This is a genomic window from Bradyrhizobium genosp. SA-3 (assembly GCF_004212635.1).
GTDB lineage: Bacteria > Pseudomonadota > Alphaproteobacteria > Rhizobiales > Xanthobacteraceae > Bradyrhizobium.
The window spans coordinates 1-17,772 of the sequence record NZ_PSRT01000159.1 but is presented as its reverse complement, the minus strand read 5'-3'; the positions used below and the strand labels follow the sequence as shown (position 1 = coordinate 17,772).

Here is a 17,772-nt window from a genome sequence, read left to right as displayed (position 1 = left end):
GCCGCCGGGACCTGCCCCTCCAGCTTCTGGGCGCGTTCGGCCAGACGCTGATTGTCGGCACGGAGCCGCGCGGTCAGGTCGGCGAGACGGCTCTCGGCAGCAGCAGCCGGAGCGGCAGCCTGCTGCACCTGCGGTGCCGGGTTCGAGACGGGAGCGGAGGTCGCCTGGCTGTTGCGGGCGATCGCGGCCTGCTCGATGCCGGTGGCAACGACCGAGACGCGGATCAGGCCGTCGAGGGCTTCGTCGAAGGTCGCGCCGACGATGATGTTGGCGTCCTGGTCGACTTCCTCGCGGATGCGGGTCGCGGCCTCGTCGACCTCGAACAAAGTGAGGTCCTTACCGCCGGTGATGGAGATGAGGAGGCCCTTGGCGCCCTTCATCGAGCTATCGTCGATCAGCGGATTGGCGATCGCAGCTTCCGCGGCGGTCAGCGCGCGCTTGTCGCCGGAAGCTTCGCCGGTGCCCATCATCGCCTTGCCCATCTCACGCATGACGGCGCGGACGTCGGCGAAGTCGAGATTGATCAGGCCTTCCTTGACCATCAGGTCGGTGATGCAAGCAACGCCCGAATAGAGCACCTGGTCGGCCATCGCGAAGGCGTCGGCGAAGGTGGTCTTCTCGTTGGCGACCCGGAACAGGTTCTGGTTCGGGATGATTAGAAGGGTGTCGACCACCTTGTGAAGCTCGTTGATGCCGGCTTCAGCGGTGCGCATGCGGCGGCCGCCCTCGAAGTGGAACGGCTTGGTGACGACGCCGACGGTGAGGATGCCCATGTCGCGCGCGGTCTTGGCGATAACGGGTGCCGCGCCGGTGCCGGTGCCGCCGCCCATGCCGGCGGTGACGAACACCATGTTGGCGCCGGAGAGATGGTCGCGCAGCTCGTCGATCACCTCTTCCGCCGCCGCGGCGCCGACATTCGGCTGCGAGCCGGCGCCGAGGCCTTGGGTGACCGCCGTGCCCATCTGCACGATGCGCTGCGCCTTCGACATCGTCAGCGCCTGCGCATCGGTGTTGGCGACCACGAAGTCGACGCCCTGGAGGCCCGCCGTGATCATGTTGTTGACGGCGTTGCCGCCGGCGCCGCCGACGCCGAACACGGTGATCCGGGGCTTCAGTTCGTGAATATCAGGAACATTGATGCTGATGGTCATGGTTGCTGCCTCTCGATCACGCGCGCGTGGGTTCGCCCCGGCCGCGGCCGCGGGAGTTGGTGAAAATCGACAATTGGGGAAAGCAGTCATCAGAAGCCCTCGCGTAGCCATCGTCCGACCTTTCCGAAATATCCGCCGGTCCCTGTCTTGACCTGCTGCCGCGTATGCCGCGGTTCGACATGTTCGAGGTGAACATATTGCGGGTAGACGAGAAGTCCGGCCGGCACCGCGAACGCGGCGTTCTTCGCCTCGTTGGGCAGCCGGCCGAAGCCGAGCGGACGTCCGACCCGCACGGGCCGGCCGAGAATCTGAGTGCCGAGTTCGACGAGGCCGGTCAGCTGCGAGGCGCCGCCCGAGAGCACGACGCGGCCGTTGGGCTCTGAGGCGAAAGGCGAATCCTTCAGCTTGTCCCGGACCATTTCGAAGACTTCCTCGGCACGGTGCTTGACGATGTTGGCGATTGTGGCGCGGGAGACGATCTGCGGCAGATCCTGCTCGTCACCGGCTGTCGGCACAGACATCAGCTCACGCGAGTCCGATCCGCCGGTGATGACGGTCCCGTATAACGTCTTGATTCGCTCGGCATCGGCAATGGTCGCGGAGAGTCCGCGCGCGAGATCCATCGTGATGTGTTGCCCGCCGACCGCAAAACCGGCCGCATGTACGAAACGGCCGCCGGAATAGACCGCAATCGTGGTCGTGCCCGCACCCATCTCGATGACGGCGGCGCCGAGATCGGCCTCGTCATCGGTGAGCACCGACAGGCCGGCAACATAAGGGCTTGCCGCCACGGCTTCGACATTGATGTGGCAGCGTTCCACCGCCAGCATCAGGTTCCGCGCCACGGTGGCGTCGCAGGTCACGACGTTCATGTCGACCCCGAACTGGTGCGCAACCATGCCGCGGGGATCGCGGATGCCCTTAACGCCATCGAGCGTGTAGCCGACCGGCAGGGCGTGCAGCACGGTGCGGCCTTCGCCGGTGGCATGGCGCATGCCGGTGGAGGTGACGCGGCTGACGTCGGCCTGAGTCACGGCGCCGCCGCGGATGTCGGCGGCGGCCTCGACCAGCTGGCCGGAGAGCCGGCCACCGGACACGGACAGCAGCACGGACTCGACCCGCACCTTGGCCATCTTCTCCGCGAGCCCGACGGCCTGGCGCACCGCCTGTTCGCATTCACTGAGATCGATCACCGCGCCGGCCTTCATGCCGCGCGACTGGATCTGGCTGTAGCCGATCAATTCCACCGCGTGGGTACGGCCACGCAACGCGTCGCTCGGCGGCGACGGCTTCAGCCGCGCGATCATGCAGGCGATCTTGCTGGTGCCGATATCGAGGCAGGCGACGATGCCGCCGCGCTTGTGCGGCATCGGGCGTGTCTTCGGCGTCTGGGTGCGATCGAGACCGGTCATGCGGAATCCCCGGCCTTCTTTTTCTTCTTGTCCTTGAATTGCTCCTCGCGCGCCTTGGCGGCGTCGTCGGACAGCTGCACCACCAGACGATCGGGCAGGCGCATGTCGACGGCGACGATGTCGCGGGAGAACAGCCTGTCCTCCTTGTCGAGCTTGGACAGCATCGCAAGGGCGTTGCCGACATCCTGCTCGGGCAGGCGGATGTCGAGACCATCCTTGAGCCTCAGGTTCCAGCGCCGCTCGCCGACGAAAATCGCGGCTTTCGTCACCGAATTGACCTGCGGATAACGCGCCAGCAGGGCGAGGAAATCACGGGCCTGCGTCTCGGCGCCCTTGCCGACCACGAGCGGCAACGCCAGGAAGCGGCGGGAGACATAGGGTTCGAGCACGGCGCCGTCATCGGCGATGACGGAGAGCCGGCCGGCCTCCTGCCACAGCGCGAATGCCTTGCGCTCGGTGAGCTCGATCATGAGCTGGCCCGGATAGAGCTTCAACACGGTCGCATCCGCGATCCAGGGATTGGCCTTGAGCTTGTCGCGCACCGCCTCGGCATCGAGGAACAGCAGCGAGGAGCGGCCGCTGACGCCGCCGATCGCCAGAATCTCGTCCTGGGTGAGCTGCTTGCGGCCGTTGATCACGACGGAGGTGATGCGGAACCCGGCGGAATTGGCCAGCGCGTTGCGCGCGTCGCTGACCGCGGTGATGAAATCCTGGAGATGGCCGCCCTTGACGATGCCGAAGCCGCAGCTTCCGATCAGGAGCAGCACGGTCATGCTGATCCCGACCCGGTGCGGCAGATAGCGCTCGACCAGCGCGACCATGCGCGGCGGCGGTTCGCGCTCGACGATGGCCCTGGCCTTGGTCTTGTCCTTGGCGGCGGCGTGCGCCGCCTCGAGTCTTTCCTGGCGCTTGTCCTGCATCCACTCGCGCAGAAGCACGACCGCTCCGATAGCGGCCGCCTTCAGGTCAGCTTGGGGCCTCAGCGATCTCAGAAACGACCGGGTGAGGCTTCCTGCACCATCCATTGCACGAGCTCGTCAACAAGTTTGGCCGCGACATCGCGCGGGTCCTGGCGAACATGACGTCTCGGACTTGCCGGGCCGGGTGCTGGTCTTCAGCAGAAGAAAACCTCTCCCCTTCAAAGCGTTCGCTGGAGGTGACATCACCGCAAACAGCTCACGCGCCGGCAGCCAAAGCGCCATATGCGCCGCCAGCGTTAACCTTCGGACGTCCTGGTAAACAAAAGGTAAAATTCGTTAACGCGGGATGCTTTTTGCCCCGCGATATCTGGCATTTATGCCGCGATATCCGGCATTTTACCGGTTTTTGACCCCAAATCGGGCCGTTTCGGCCGTTCGGCCGTTAACCAGTCCTAATTATTTTCGCGCCCGCCGCTCGGCGAGCTCGATCAGGCCGCGCAGGAAGTCGACGAACGCGATCCCTTCGGCCTTCAGCGCCTTGGGGTAGAGCGAAGAGTTCGTCAGCCCCGGGAGCGTGTTGGTTTCGAGATAGACGAGGCCCTTGTCCGAGACGATGAAGTCCGAGCGGGAATAGCCGGCACAGGACATCGCCCGATGCGCCGCCATCGCCTGCTCCTTCAGCGCGGCGGTAATCTCGGGTGTGAAACGGCCGGGGCAGATCTCCTGGGTCGACTTCAAAAGATATTTTGCGGCGTAGTCGAAATTGCCCTCGCCCGGAATGATCTCGATCGGCGGCAGCGCGATGATCGAGCCATCGGTGCGCTCCAGCACGCCGCAGGTCGCCTCGACGCCGGCGACGTAGGGCTCGATGACGTACTCCTCGTGCTTCGCCGCGTTGCGGACGGCGACGAGATCCTGCTTGGCGTTGACGAAGATCAGGCCGTAGCTCGATCCGTCCCGCGCCGGCTTTGCGATCAGCCGGCCATATTCGGCGAAAGCCTCGTCAATGTTGTCAAGCGCGACGTTTGCCGGCGGCGTCACGCCGCCGAGCGCAGCGAAGTGCTTGGCCGCGATCTTGTCGAAGGCGAGATGCGAGGAGGCCGAACCCGATCCGGTGAAGGCCACGCCGCGCGCCTCGCACATCACCTGCAATTCGCCATTCTCGGCGCGCCCGCCATGCAGGCCGAGCACCAGCACGCGGCCTTCCGCCTTGGCCTGGTCGAGCGCCTGCGCCAGCGGAATGCCCGATGTGCCGGGCTTGAACTCGTCCTCGAACGGACGGGCATGTTCGAGCAGTTGTTTCGACTGCACGACATGCACCTTGTCCTCGACGTCCCACCACCACAGATCGGCCTCAGGCAGCGCCTGATGCAGCGCCTGGGCTGAGGCGACCGAAACCAGACGTTCGCGGTTGGAGCCGCCGAAGAGGATGGTGATGCGCATGTTCATAGTCCGCAATCTCTCTCGTTCGTCATTCCGGGGCGCGACGAAGTCGCGAGCCCGGAATCCATTCATCCACGAACACCGCCGCCCGATGGATTCTCCGATGCGCAATTGCGCATCGTAGCTCTCGCTTCGCAAGCCCCGGAATGACGGTGATCATGAAACCCCGATCCGCTTGATTTCCCAGTGTAGCTCAATTCCGGAATTCGCTTTCACGCGTTCGCGCACCGTCTCGCCCAGCGTCTCGATGTCGTGCGCGGTGGCCTCGCCGGTGTTGATCAGGAAATTGCAGTGCATCTCCGACACCTGCGCACCGCCGACGCGCAAGCCGCGGCAGCCGGCAGCATCAATCAGCTTCCAGGCGGAATGGCCGGGCGGATTCTTGAAGGTCGAGCCGCCGGTCTTCTCGCGGATCGGCTGCGCGGTCTCGCGATGGTTTTGAACTTCCGCCATGCGTGCGCGGATCGCATCGCTATCCCTGATCTCGCCGCGAAAGCGCGCGGAGGTGAAGATGATGGAGGGATCGACGCCGCTGTTGCGGTAGACGAACTTCATGTCGGCGTTGGAGAACACGTGCTTGCTGCCGTCGCGCCCGACGCCCCTCGCCTCGATCAGGACGTCCTTGGTCTCCCCGCCATTGGCGCCCGCATTCATGCGCAGCGCGCCGCCGATGGTGCCGGGAATGCCGAAATAGAATTCGAGCCCGCCGATATTGGCGGACACCGCAACTTCCGCCACGCGCTTGTCGAGCGCCGCCGCGCCCGCGGTGACGACATCGCCGCTCGCGCTCGTCTCGCCGAAGGCGCGCGGGGCGAGACGAATCACCACGCCCGCAATGCCGCCGTCGCGCACGATGAGGTTGGAGCCGACGCCGACGACATAGACGGGGATGTCGGGAGCGAGATGCGCGAGGAAGTAAGCGAGGTCGTCTTCATCCGCCGGGGTGAACAACACCTGCGCGGGACCGCCGACGCGAAACCAGGTGAGCTCGGCGAGCGACTGGTTGGCGAGCAGCCGCCCGCGAAGATCAGGCATCGCGGCTTTGAGCGAAGGGGTGATGTCGGGGAAGCTCACTGCCCTACCCCAGCGCCTTCAATTCATCCGGCAACGCGTACGCCCATTGCGTGATGTTGCCGGCCCCCAGGCACACGACGAGATCGCCTGGCTTCGCCAATCCCTTGACGATGCCCGCGAGCGCCGAGGCCGCCGGCATCGGGATCACCTCGCGATGGCCGTGGGCGCGCAAGCCCGCGACGAAATGATCGCGGTCGATGCCGTCGATCGGCGCTTCGCCGGCGGCATAGACGTCGGCGACTACAACCGCATCCGCATCGTTGAAGCAGGTGCAGAACTCCTCGAACAGCGATTGCAGGCGGGTGTAGCGATGCGGCTGCACCACGGCGATCACCTTGCCGGTGTAGGAATCGCGCGCCGCTTTCAGCACGGCCGCGATCTCCACGGGATGATGGCCATAATCGTCGATCACCGTGACGCCGTTCCACTCGCCGGTCTTGGTGAACCGCCGCTTGACGCCGCCGAAGCCTGCGATGGCGCTGCGGATCTTGTCGTCGGAAACACCGAGCATGTGCGCGACCGCAATCGCCGCCGTCGCGTTCGAGGCGTTGTGCCGGCCCGGCATCGGCAGCGCGAGGTCGGCGATCTCGTGCACGGCCCCGCTCTTGCGATCGCGGATAACGACCTTGAATTTCGAGCCGCCGCCGCCCGCCGCGAGGTCGACCAGCCGTGCATCGGCCTGCGGATTCTCTCCGTAAGTGATGATGCGACGATCCTCGATCTTGCCGACGAGGCTCTGCACCACCGGATGATCGATGCACATCACGGCAAAGCCGTAGAACGGCAGGTTCTCGACGAAATGGCGGAACGCATCCTGCACGGCATCGAAGGTCTTGAAGTGATCGAGATGCTCGGGGTCGACATTGGTGACGATGGCGACATCGGTCGGCAACTTCAGGAACGTGCCGTCGCTCTCGTCGGCTTCCACCACCATCCAGTCACCGGCACCAAGACGCGCGTTGGAGCCATAGGCATTGATGATGCCGCCGTTGATCACGGTCGGATCGAGTCCGCCGGCATCGAGCAGCGTTGCGACCATCGTGGTCGTCGTGGTCTTGCCGTGGGTGCCGGCGATCGCAACGCAGCTCTTCAGCCGCATCAGCTCGGCCAGCATCTCGGCGCGGCGCACCACGGGAATGCGCCGTTCGCGCGCCGCCATCAATTCCGGATTGTCGCGCTTGATCGCGGTAGAGACCACAACGACCTCGGCGCCGTCGACGTTCTCCGCCTTGTGGCCGACCGAGACCTTCGCGCCCTTCTTGCGCAGCCGGTCGAGATTGTAATTGTCGGCGGCGTCGGAGCCCTGCACGGCATAGCCGAGATTGACCAGCACCTCGGCGATGCCGCTCATGCCGATCCCGCCGATCCCGACGAAGTGGATGGGTCCGATCTCGCGCGGCAGTCTCATGCTTTATCCCACCGTTCCATCGTCATGCCCGGGCTTGTCCCGGGCATCCACGAATCCTTACCTCTTCTTGCAAGACGTGGATGGCCGGGACAAGCCCGGCCATGACGGCAAAAGTAGGAAATTTGACGGGTTTCGCGTCAGATTCCCGCGACTTTGACCACGAGATCGGCCAGCCGCTCGGCCGCGTCGAGCCGGCCGGCGCCGCGGGCGGCTTCGGCCATGGCGGCAAGATGCGCCGGCTCGGCGGCGAAGGTGGAGATTTCGGCGGCAAGGCGATCCGAGCTGAACTCGGTCTGCGGGATGCGGATGGCGCCATCGACCTTGGCCAGCACGCCGGCATTGGCGAACTGGTCCTGGTCGATCGAGCCGGGCAGCGGCACCAGAATCGAGGGCCGCCCGATCGCGGCAAGCTCGGCGACCGTGCCCGCGCCGGAACGCGACACCACCAGATGGTTGGAGGCAAGCCGCGCCGGCAAATCGGTGAAGAAGGGTGCGAGCTCGACCCTGATCTTGAGCTTGTCGTAGACCGCGCGCACGCGGCTCATATCCTCTTCGCGCACCTGCTGGGTCAGGACGAGGCGGCTCCACAGCGCAGGCTCGAGCCGCTCGATCGCGCCCGGCACGATATCGGCCATGATGCGCGCGCCCTGGCTGCCGCCGACGACGAGCAAGCGGAGCGGACCGTTCACGTCAGGCGCGAGATATTTCACTGCAGCGGCCGCGAGGATCGCCGGCCGCATCGGCGTGCCGACGGTCGTGGTCTTAGCCGACAGCGCCGGATCGCGGTCGAGCACGCCGGGCAAGGACGTCGCGATGGCGCGGACACGGCTCGACAGGAACCGGTTGGCGCGGCCGAGCACGGCGTTGGCATCGTGGATGATCCCGGGCACGCCGGCGAATTTCGCCGCGACAAGCGGCGGCAGCGTCGGGTAGCCGCCGAAGCCGACGACAGCGACAGGCTTCAATCGCTTGATCAGAGCGTAGGCAGAGAGCGTGCCGACGGCGAGCGTGAGGCCGGCATAGGCAAGCTGGAACGGATTGCGGCCGCGCGCAGTCTCGCTCGAGACGACGTCGATCATGTCCTTGCTGAACAGCCCGCTATAGCGCAGCGCGCGCTCGTCGGTGACGAGGCGGACGCGAAAGCCGCGCCGGATCAATTCGACGCCGAGCGCCTCGGCCGGAAACAGATGGCCGCCGGTGCCGCCCGCGGCGAGAAGAATCAGGGGGGACGTGTCCATGGTGAGGGAGTTTTACAAGGTCTTTCTCGTCATTGCGAGCAGGCTACACGATGCGCGTGCCCCGGGCGCAGCGCAGCACGCTGCGCTTCGCAGCGTGGTGCGCTGCTGAACCGGGGCCCATGGTTGTACCGTTCTGGGTCCCGGCTCTGCGCTCCGCTTCGCTGCGCTTGTCCGGGACACGAGGCCTACTACGCGTAGCTGCGCATTGCCTCGGCGCGGCCGCTCGCTTCCACTTCGGTGCGCGGGCGTAGCCGTGTCAGCGCCAGCATCATGCCGACGCCATAGGCCAGCGACACGATCGAGGAGCCGCCATAGGAGATGAACGGCAGCGTCATGCCCTTGGCGGGGATGAGCTGGAGGTTGACCGACATGTTGATCGCCGCCTGGACGCCGAACAGGATCGCAAGACCCGAGGCCGCAAAGCGCGAGAACATGTCCTCATTGGCGTATGCCCGCGACAGCGTGCGGATGACGACGAAGGTGAACAGCGCTAGCATCGCCAGGCACAGGATGATGCCGAACTCTTCGGCGGCGACCGCGAACACGAAGTCGGTGTGGCTGTCGGGCAGGCTGCGCTTGGCGATGCCCTCGCCCGGTCCCAGGCCGAACCAGCCGCCATTGTAGAAGGCTTCCATGGCGGTATCGACCTGGAATGTGTCGCCAGAGGCCGGGTTCATGAAGCGCCTGATGCGGCCCGCTACGTGGGGGACGAACAGGTAGGCGCTGAACAGGCCGGCCGCGGCGGCGCCCGCAAGGCCGAACACCCAGATCATGCGCATGCCCGCGATGAAGAACAGCGAGCCCCACACCATCAGGATCAGCATGGTCTGGCCGAAGTCCGGCTCCATCACCAGCAGCGCGACCAGCATCAACAGCAGCACCAGCGCCATCGAGGTCGCCGGCATCTCCGGCCGCTTGGTCGATTCCGCGAACAGCCAGGCCGCGATGACGACGAACGACGGCTTTGCGATCTCGGAGGCCTGGATGTTGACGCCGAGCAGCGTGATCCAGCGCCGAGAGCCCTTCACCTCAGGACCGATCGCGAGCGTCACCACGATCAGGATGACGCTGACGGTGAAGATGATCAGCGCGCTCCTGCGGATCGCGCGCGGCGACAGGAAGGACACCCCGAGCAGCACCAGGCAGGACGGGAGGAGGAACATGACGTGGCGGCTGAAGAAATGGAAGGGATCGAGGCCGATGCGGGTCGCAACCGGCGGGCTCGCCGCCAGCGACAGGATCACCCCGGTCAGCATCAAGGCCAGAATGGCGCCCATCAGCGGCTTGTCGACGGTCCACCACCACTCGGAGAAGGGGGTGCGTTCTTCACGGGAGAGCATGGGCGGCCGCTTTCGGACAGAGGTCAGCCCATTGGTCGCCGAGGTTGGTTACCGGGGGGTTAAGGAGATTGATGAAGTTGTGGAGAGTCTCGTGCCCCGGACGCAGCGCAGCGCCCTCGCGGTGCGCTGCAGAGCCGGGGCCCATTGCGGCTCCTGGGTCCCGGCCCTGCGGAGCGCCACTTCGTGCCGCACCGCGTCCGGGACACGAGAGCCCTATTCGTAATTGATCGCGATATCCCCCACGCGCGGATCGCGCTTGTAGACCTGGTCTGGACCGGGAATGAATCCGATCCTGACCGCCCGCTCGCTGCTCCAGGCGACGACAACATCAAGGTGCCCGCGCACGCTGAAAAAAGTCGGCGTGCTCTCGGGCGAGAACGTCCGACCGCGAGTCACGATGCTTGCTTGCGTGCTGTCGGGCACTGTGGCTCCGCACTCCTTCCAGACCACGACGACCAACTGGCTACCGCTTGGCGAGGCGAACGCGCGCTGGCGAGAGACGCGGCACGCTCCGAATCCGCTCATGACGTTGTCAATGATGACAACAAAGAAGAAACCCGCAGCGACTGGAACAGCAAGAGCAGCGACGACAATCCCGATCCAGCGTCGCCGCGACATCCTCACACCACCGGCTTCACGCCCGGCAGCGCCTGCACCAGCTCGCGGAACTTGGTGCCGCGGATCTCGAAGTTGCGGTACTGGTCGAAGGAGGCGCAGGCGGGCGACAGCAGCACGACTGCGTCGGTGAGCCCTGAGGCTTCTGCGTCGCGCGCGGCGTGTTCGACGGCAACGTCCAGCGTCTGGCTGATCTCGTGCGCCACCTGCGTGCCCAGCGTGCCCGAAAATTCCGGCGCGGCCTCGCCGATCAGATAGGCCTTGCGGATGCGCGGGAAATAGCCGGTCAGGCTGGTGATGCCGCCGGCCTTGGGCTTGCCGCCGGCGATCCAGAAGATGTCCGCAAAAGACGACAGCGCATGCGCGGTCGCATCCGCGTTGGTGCCCTTGGAATCGTTGACAAACAGCACGTTGCCGCGGCGGCCGACCTGCTCCATGCGATGGGCAAGACCGGGAAAGCCGCGCAGGCCGCGCTGGAGCACATCGAGATTGATGCCCATCGCGAGCGCGGCGGCGGCGGCGCAGGCGGCATTCTGCGCGTTGTGCTGGCCGCGCAGCGAGCCGATGCCGCCGAGCGCGGCGATCTCGCTGCGGGCACCGCCCGAGGTGCGCACGATGGTGCCATGCTCGACATGGATGCCGCTCGCCAGCGGATTCTTGACGGAGATGCGCACCACATTCTTGCCGGCGCGGTCGAGCCGGTCGGCGATGTCACGGCAAAAACCGTCGTCGACGCCAACGATCGAGGTGCCGCCGTCCTGCACGCCCGCAACGAGGCGCTCTTTCACCGCGGCATAATGCGCAACCGTGCCGTGGCGGTCGATGTGGTCTTCGCTGACATTGAGCAGGATGCCGACGGACGGATCAAGCGAGGGCGTGAGGTCGATCTGGTAGGACGACATCTCGATGACGTGGACGCGGCCCATGCGCGGCGGCTCCAGCGACAGGATCGCGGTGCCGATATTGCCGCCCATCTGGGTGTCGTAGCCGGCGACTTTCGTCAGGTGCGCGATCAGCGCCGTCGTGGTCGACTTGCCATTGGTGCCGGTGATGGCGACGAACGGCGCATCCGGTGCGTGGCGCCGCCGCTCGCGGCAGAACAGCTCGATGTCGCCGATCACCTCACAGCCTGCCTCGCGCGCCTTCAGCACGCTCCAGTGCGGCACCGGATGGGTCAGCGGCACGCCGGGCGCCAGCACGAGCGCGGCAAAATTCGCCCAGGAGATGTTGCGCAAATCCGCGGTGACGAAACCGACCTGCGCCGCCTTGGCGACGTTCTCGGCATTGTCGTCAGCGGCGATCACCTCGGCGCCACCGGCTTTCAACGCATGGCAGGAGGCGAGCCCCGAACCGCCGAGGCCGAACACAGCGACAGTCTTGCCGGCAAAGGACGTGACCGGGATCATCGATCGATCACCGCAGCTTCAGCGTCGACAGGCCGGCGAGCGCCAGCATCACCGAGATGATCCAGAAGCGGATCACGATCTGCGGCTCGGTCCAGCCGAGCTGCTCGAAATGATGATGGATCGGCGCCATCCGGAAGATGCGCTTTCCGGTGAGCTTGAACGACACCACCTGCACGATGACGGAGACCGCCTCCAGCACGAACAGGCCGCCGATCACCGCGAGCACGATCTCGTGCTTCACTGCGACCGCGATGGCGCCCAGCATGCCGCCGAGCGCGAGCGAGCCGGTGTCGCCCATGAAGATCGAGGCCGGCGGCGCGTTGAACCAGAGGAAGCCAAGGCCCGCCCCTAGCAGCGCGCCGCAGAGCACGGCGAGTTCGCCGGTTCCCGCGACATATTTGATCTGGAGATATTCGGCGAACACGGCGTTGCCGGCGAGATAAGCGATCATCGCAAAGCTCGCGGTCGCAATCATCACCGGCACGATGGCGAGGCCGTCGAGACCGTCGGTGAGGTTCACCGCGTTGCCGGCGCCGACGATGACGAAGGCGCCGAACACGACGAAGAACCAGCCGAAATGCAGCACGGTGTCCTTGAGGAAGGGAATCGTCAGAGCCGTCGACGCGGGATCGCGGTTCAGCCGCACCAGCGCGTAACAGGCAACCAGCGCAATCGCCGCCTCGATCAGCAGGCGCAGCTTGCCGCCGAACCCGCTCGTGGTCTGCTTGGTCACCTTGAGATAGTCGTCATAGAAACCGACGAAGCCGAAGCCGAGCGTCACCGCCAGCACGATCCAGACATAGGGGTTGAGCGGGTTGGCCCACAGCACCGTGCCGACGGTCAGGCCGGACAGGATCATCAGCCCACCCATGGTGGGCGTGCCCTTCTTGGCGAGATGCGATTGCGGACCGTCGGTGCGGATCGGCTGGCCCTTGCCCTGGCGGATGCGCAAATGATCGATGATCCAGGGTCCGAACAGGAACACGAACAGCGCGCCGGTGACGACGGCGCCGCCAGTGCGGAAGGTGATGTAGCGGAAGACGTTCAGGAAGGTGCGAAACGCACCGAAGCCCGGAAATGTGTTGGAGAGCTCGATCAGCCAGTAAAACATTCAGACGGTCCTATGGCGCCTTTGCATGCGCGGCCTTGGCCTTGTTCTTGGCCTTTATCTTGGCCTCAACGTGCCTCACGCGCATTCGCTGGCCTTCATCATCGGGTCGGGCGCGACCTCAGGGAAAACGGACGGCTTCGCGCCGCAAAGGGGGATTCGGGAACAGCGTCTTCCAAGCAGTTTACGCCTTTGCCTGCAAGGCGGCCACCAGGCCCGGCACAAACTTGTTGACCCAGAACATCTTCTTGCTGCCCTTGACAACCACGACGTCGCCTGCCCTCAGCAGGCTCGCGACCTCGTCCGGCTTCAGCGTGGCGGGATCGTCGTGCCAGCCGAGGCCCTTGCCCGATGGCAGCACGTCGAAGAGGTGGCGCATCAGGGGCCCGACGCAATAGACGCCGTCGATGCCTTCGAGATGCTTGGCAAGGCCGGTGTGGTAGCTTGGTGCGTCAGCGCCCAGCTCCAGCATGTCGCCGAGCACCGCAATGCGGCGCCCGCCGGTCGTGTTGCGCGCCTGCAGGCTTTGCAGCGCAGCAGCGACGCTGGCCGGATTGCCGTTGAAACTGTCGTCGATCACGGTGATGCCGCCGACCGCCTGCTCGACGCCGCGGCCGGTCATGATGCCGACCCGGTCGAGCTTGATCGCGAGCGTCGCCGCATCGAGGTTCGCCGCGCGGATCGCGGCGAGCGCGGCCAGCGCATTCTGCACGCGATGCGGCGCGCCCGGCGTGAGGCTGAAGGCTATTTCCTTCTTGCCTATCATGGCCACGACCTGCCAGCTCTCGCCATGCGGGGCGTGCGCGACCTCGTGCACCTCGGCATGCTCGCCGAAGCGCATCACCTTGCCCTTCCAGTCCGGCGCCTTGATCCCGGCGGGCAGCACCAGCACGCCGTCCTCGGGCAGGCCGAGCGCGATCGACACCTTCTCGCGCCTGATCGCTTCGAGCGAGCCGAGCTTTTCCAGATGCACCGGCTGGACGTTGACGACGAGCGCGACGGTCGGCCGCGTCAACTCGCTGAGCCGCGCGATCTCACCTTGCTGGTTCATGCCCATCTCGACGACCCAGAGGCTGGCATCTCGCCTGGCGTTGCACAACGTCAGCGGCACGCCCCAGAAATTGTTGAAGCTCGATGGGCTGGCATAGGCGTTGGGGTAAGCGGCCAGAAACTCCTTGGTGCTGGTCTTGCCGGCGCTGCCGGTGAGCCCGATCACCGGACCGCCAAACCGCGCGCGTGCGGCGCGCGCGAGGCCCCACAGGCCGTCGATCAGTGTGTCCTTCACGACGATCTGGGGAATGCGGATGCCCGCGATCTCGTGCGGCACGATCATCGCGACCGCTCCGGAAGCTTCCGCCTTGTCCGCGAACTCCCAGCCGTCACGCGCGCTGGCAAAGGCGGAGACGAAGCCGCCGCTCGGCGTGCCGCTCAGCGTGACGAACAGGCTGCCCGGTTTCACCAGGCGGCTGTCCTGGGTGACGAAATCGATCGGCGTATCCGGGAATGATCCGCCGACACCCAGCGCACGCGCCACCTCGGCAACCGTCCATATCGGCGCGCTCATGCAACCCTCGATGCTAGTACAGCGGCGACCGCCTCGTGATCACTGAAAGGCAGCACCTCGCCGCCGACGATCTGCCCTGTCTCGTGGCCCTTGCCGGCGATGAGGAGCGCATCGCCCTCCTGCAAGTCCTCGATCGCCGCACGGATCGCAGCAGTGCGGTCGCCGATTTCGCGGGCACCTTTCGCGGCGGCGAGGATCGCGGCGCGGATCGCTTCCGGTTTCTCGCTGCGCGGATTGTCGTCGGTGATGATGACGCCGTCGGCGTTCTCGGCCGCGATCTCGCCCATGATCGGCCGCTTGCCGGCATCGCGATCGCCACCGGCGCCGAACACGACGATCAGCTTGCGCCTGGCGTAGGGACGCAGCGCCTGCAAAGCCTTCGCCAGCGCATCGGGCTTGTGCGCGTAGTCGACGAAGATCGGCGCGCCGTTGTGCTCGCCGACCCGCTCGAGACGGCCCTTGGCGCCTTCGAGATGTTCGAGGCTCGCGAACACGTTTGCCGCATCGCTGCCGGTGCCGATGGCAAGGCCGGCCGACACCAGCGCATTCTCGATCTGGAACTCGCCGACCAGCGGCAGCCGGACCGCGTAACGCTTGCCGCGATGCTCGAGCGCGAGCGCTTGCGCAAAGCCCTCGACCTCGGCTCCGGCGAGACGAATGCCCTCGCCTGCCCCGCCGCCGTTGCGGCCGACCGCCATCACGCGCAGGCCGCGCGCCTTCGCTGCGTCGATGACGTCCGCCGAGCAATCATGATCGGCCGAGATCACCGCTGCTCCGTCAGGGGCGACCAGCTCGCGGAACAGGCGGAGCTTGGCCGCGAGATAATGTGCGACGGTCGGATGATAATCCATGTGGTCGCGCGAGAGATTGGTGAAGCCGGCGGCGCAGACGCGCACGCCGTCGAGGCGGTACTGGTCGAGCCCGTGCGAGGACGCCTCGAAGGCGAGATGCGTCACGCCGTCGCGCGCGATCTCGTTGATCTGCCGGTGCAGTGCGATCGGATCCGGCGTCGTCAGCGAGCCGTAGACGGTGCGCTTGGGCGAGACGAGGCCGATAGTGCCGATACTGGCGGAGGCATGTCCCAGCCGCTCCCAGATCTGGCGCGTGAAGGCTGCGACGGAGGTCTTGCCGCTGGTGCCGGTCACCGCAGCGATGGTCGCGGGCTGTGCGGGAAAGAATCTTGCCGCGGCCAGCGCCAGCGCGCGGCGCGGATTGGCGACCGTGATGAACGGCACCCTGCTGCCATCAGGCGCATGGTCGCCGACGACGGCCACCGCGCCTGCGGCGACCGCAGCATCGATGAAGCGCGCGCCGTCGGTCTTGCTGCCCGCGAGAGCGAAGAAGAGATCGCCCGGCCCGACCAGCCGGCTATCGAGCGCAAGGCCGCTCACATCGAGCGCCGCGGCAGCGGGCTCGATCGCGGCATCATTGCCTAGCAGTTCGCGCAGCTTCATGGTGTTCCAGTCGACATGCCGTGCCGGAAAGCCGAATCTTCGGAAAAGTCCCGACTCAGCAGCGGCAACGGCCTACCCGGTTGATTACTGGGTTGTCCTGGATGCTGCAAGAATAAGGCGGTCGGACGGCGGCAGGTCGAAACGCGGCTCGACGCCCAGAAGCGGCGCGATTCGCTCGATCACCTTGCCGCCGGTCGGCACCGCGTTCCAGCCCGACGTGATGAAACCCTTCGTTTCAGGAATGGCCTGCGGCTCGTCCAGCATGATCAGGATGTGATATTTCGGATCGTCGCAGGGCATGACCGCGGTGAAGGAGTTGAGCACCCGCTTCTTGGCGTAGCGGCCGTTGATGACCTTCTCGGACGTGCCGGTCTTGCCGCCGACGTAGTAGCCCTTGATGTCCGCGGTCTTGGCGGTACCGATCTCGGCATTGAGCCGCATCAGATACCGCATCTTGTCGCTGGTGTCCTGCTTGATCACGCGCTTGGCCAGCGCCGCCGCTTCCGCTTCGCTGCGCTTCATGAAGGTCGGCGGAATCAGATAGCCGCCGTTCACCAGCGCGTTGATGCCCATCACCGCCTGGAGCGGCGCCACCGAGAGGCCCTGGCCGAACGCGGCGGTGACCGTGTTCAGCTCGCTCCAGCGCCGCGGGATCAGCGGCGCCGCGCTCTCCGGCAGTTCGGTGCGCAGCCGCGTCAACTGGCCCATCTTGGCGAGGAACGCCTTGTGCGCCTCGACACCCTGGCTGAGCGCGATCCGCGCCGCGCCGATGTTGGACGAGTAGGTGAACACTTCCTTGGTGTTGATGAAACGCCCGAGCGGGTGGCTGTCGTGGATGGTGAACTTGCCGTAGTGCAGATTTCCGCGCGCATCCCACGACGAGTTCAGGTTGATCTTGCCGGAATCGAGCGCCATCGCCAGCGTGAACGCCTTGAAGGTCGAGCCCATCTCATAGACGCCCGTGGTCAGACGGTTGATGCGGTCGGGGTCGTGCGCTTCCTTCGGATTGTTGGGATCGAAGTCCGGCAGCGAGACCATCGCGACGATCTCGCCGGTCTTGACGTTGGAGACGATGCCGGATGCGGCCTTGGCGTGGAACTTGTCCTTGGCCTTCAACAGCTCGTCGCGGAGCGCGTGCTCGACGCGCAGATCGACCGAGAGCTCGATCGGCTTTTGCAACCGGTCGGTGGCAAAGCCGGCGCGGTGGAGATCGGCGAGCCCTTGATTGTCGAGCCACTTCTCCATGCCGGCGATGCCCTGATTGTCGATATTGACGAGACCGATCAGGTGGGCGACCTCGTTGCCGGTCGGATAGACGCGCTTGTTCTCGCGCAGGAAGCCGATGCCGGGAATGCCGAGCTTGTGGATGTCCTGCTGCTGCTTCGGCGTGACCTCGCGCTTGAGCCAGACGAAGCCCTTGCGCGTCTTCAGGCGCTCGCGCACCTCGGCCTCGTCGAGGTCGGGCACGGTGGCGGTCAAAAGCTCGATCGCCTCGTCCTTGTCGATGATCCGGCGCGGCTCGCCGAACAGGCTCGCCGCCTTGACGTCGGTCGCCAGGATCGCACCGTTGCGGTCGACGATGTCGGGCCGCGCGGTCGCGACTACCTCCTGCGCCGCGGCGCGGCGGGCGCCGTGAGCG

14 protein-coding genes are annotated in these 17,772 nt (G+C 65.9%); all 14 read right to left on the bottom strand.

Annotation, left to right across the window (positions count from 1 at the left end; all coding sequences use genetic code 11):
* A partial coding sequence (gene ftsZ, locus CWO91_RS36050) for a cell division protein FtsZ (RefSeq protein WP_130220215.1) occupies positions 1-1,151 on the bottom strand: 1,151 nt, incomplete at its 3' end.
* An 89-nt stretch (positions 1,152-1,240) separates the two neighbouring features.
* Positions 1,241-2,563, bottom strand: coding sequence for a cell division protein FtsA (gene ftsA / locus CWO91_RS36045; protein WP_130220214.1), 1,323 nt, complete (start codon positions 2,561-2,563; stop codon positions 1,241-1,243).
* Entirely contained in the window at positions 2,560-3,588 is a 1,029-nt protein-coding gene (locus CWO91_RS36040) for a cell division protein FtsQ/DivIB (RefSeq protein WP_130220213.1), read from the bottom strand. Before CWO91_RS36040 ends, ftsA begins: the two co-directional genes overlap by 4 nt.
* 351 nt (positions 3,589-3,939) lie before the next feature.
* On the bottom strand, positions 3,940-4,926 hold the full coding sequence (locus CWO91_RS36035; protein ID WP_165405954.1) for a D-alanine--D-alanine ligase family protein: 987 nt from the start codon (positions 4,924-4,926) through the stop codon (positions 3,940-3,942).
* A 156-nt stretch (positions 4,927-5,082) separates the two neighbouring features.
* Positions 5,083-6,000, bottom strand: coding sequence for a UDP-N-acetylmuramate dehydrogenase (gene murB / locus CWO91_RS36030; protein WP_130220211.1), 918 nt, complete (start codon positions 5,998-6,000; stop codon positions 5,083-5,085).
* A gap of 4 nt (positions 6,001-6,004) precedes the next feature.
* Positions 6,005-7,408: a UDP-N-acetylmuramate--L-alanine ligase gene (gene murC / locus CWO91_RS36025; RefSeq protein ID WP_130220210.1), complete on the bottom strand. Its 1,404-nt coding sequence runs from the start codon at positions 7,406-7,408 to the stop codon at positions 6,005-6,007.
* Between the two features lie 137 nt (positions 7,409-7,545).
* On the bottom strand, positions 7,546-8,646 hold the full coding sequence (murG, locus tag CWO91_RS36020) for an undecaprenyldiphospho-muramoylpentapeptide beta-N-acetylglucosaminyltransferase (RefSeq protein WP_130220209.1): 1,101 nt from the start codon (positions 8,644-8,646) through the stop codon (positions 7,546-7,548).
* A 188-nt stretch (positions 8,647-8,834) separates the two neighbouring features.
* Entirely contained in the window at positions 8,835-9,986 is a 1,152-nt protein-coding gene (gene ftsW / locus CWO91_RS36015) for a putative lipid II flippase FtsW (protein WP_130220208.1), read from the bottom strand.
* 213 nt (positions 9,987-10,199) lie between these two features.
* Positions 10,200-10,604 (bottom strand): hypothetical protein, encoded by a 405-nt coding sequence (locus CWO91_RS36010; RefSeq protein WP_130220207.1) that lies wholly within the window; start codon positions 10,602-10,604, stop codon positions 10,200-10,202.
* 2 nt (positions 10,605-10,606) lie between these two features.
* Positions 10,607-12,007 (bottom strand): UDP-N-acetylmuramoyl-L-alanine--D-glutamate ligase, encoded by a 1,401-nt coding sequence (murD, locus tag CWO91_RS36005; protein WP_130220206.1) that lies wholly within the window; start codon positions 12,005-12,007, stop codon positions 10,607-10,609.
* Positions 12,008-12,014: 7 nt separating this feature from the next.
* Positions 12,015-13,118 (bottom strand): phospho-N-acetylmuramoyl-pentapeptide-transferase, encoded by a 1,104-nt coding sequence (gene mraY, locus CWO91_RS36000; protein ID WP_130220205.1) that lies wholly within the window; start codon positions 13,116-13,118, stop codon positions 12,015-12,017.
* A gap of 181 nt (positions 13,119-13,299) precedes the next feature.
* Positions 13,300-14,679, bottom strand: coding sequence for a UDP-N-acetylmuramoyl-tripeptide--D-alanyl-D-alanine ligase (locus CWO91_RS35995; RefSeq protein WP_130220204.1), 1,380 nt, complete (start codon positions 14,677-14,679; stop codon positions 13,300-13,302).
* Complete coding sequence (locus CWO91_RS35990; RefSeq protein ID WP_130220203.1) at positions 14,676-16,133, bottom strand: UDP-N-acetylmuramoyl-L-alanyl-D-glutamate--2,6-diaminopimelate ligase; 1,458 nt, start codon at positions 16,131-16,133, stop codon at positions 14,676-14,678. Before CWO91_RS35990 ends, CWO91_RS35995 begins: the two co-directional genes overlap by 4 nt.
* 84 nt (positions 16,134-16,217) lie before the next feature.
* A partial coding sequence (locus CWO91_RS35985; protein WP_130220202.1) for a peptidoglycan D,D-transpeptidase FtsI family protein occupies positions 16,218-17,772 on the bottom strand: 1,555 nt, incomplete at its 5' end.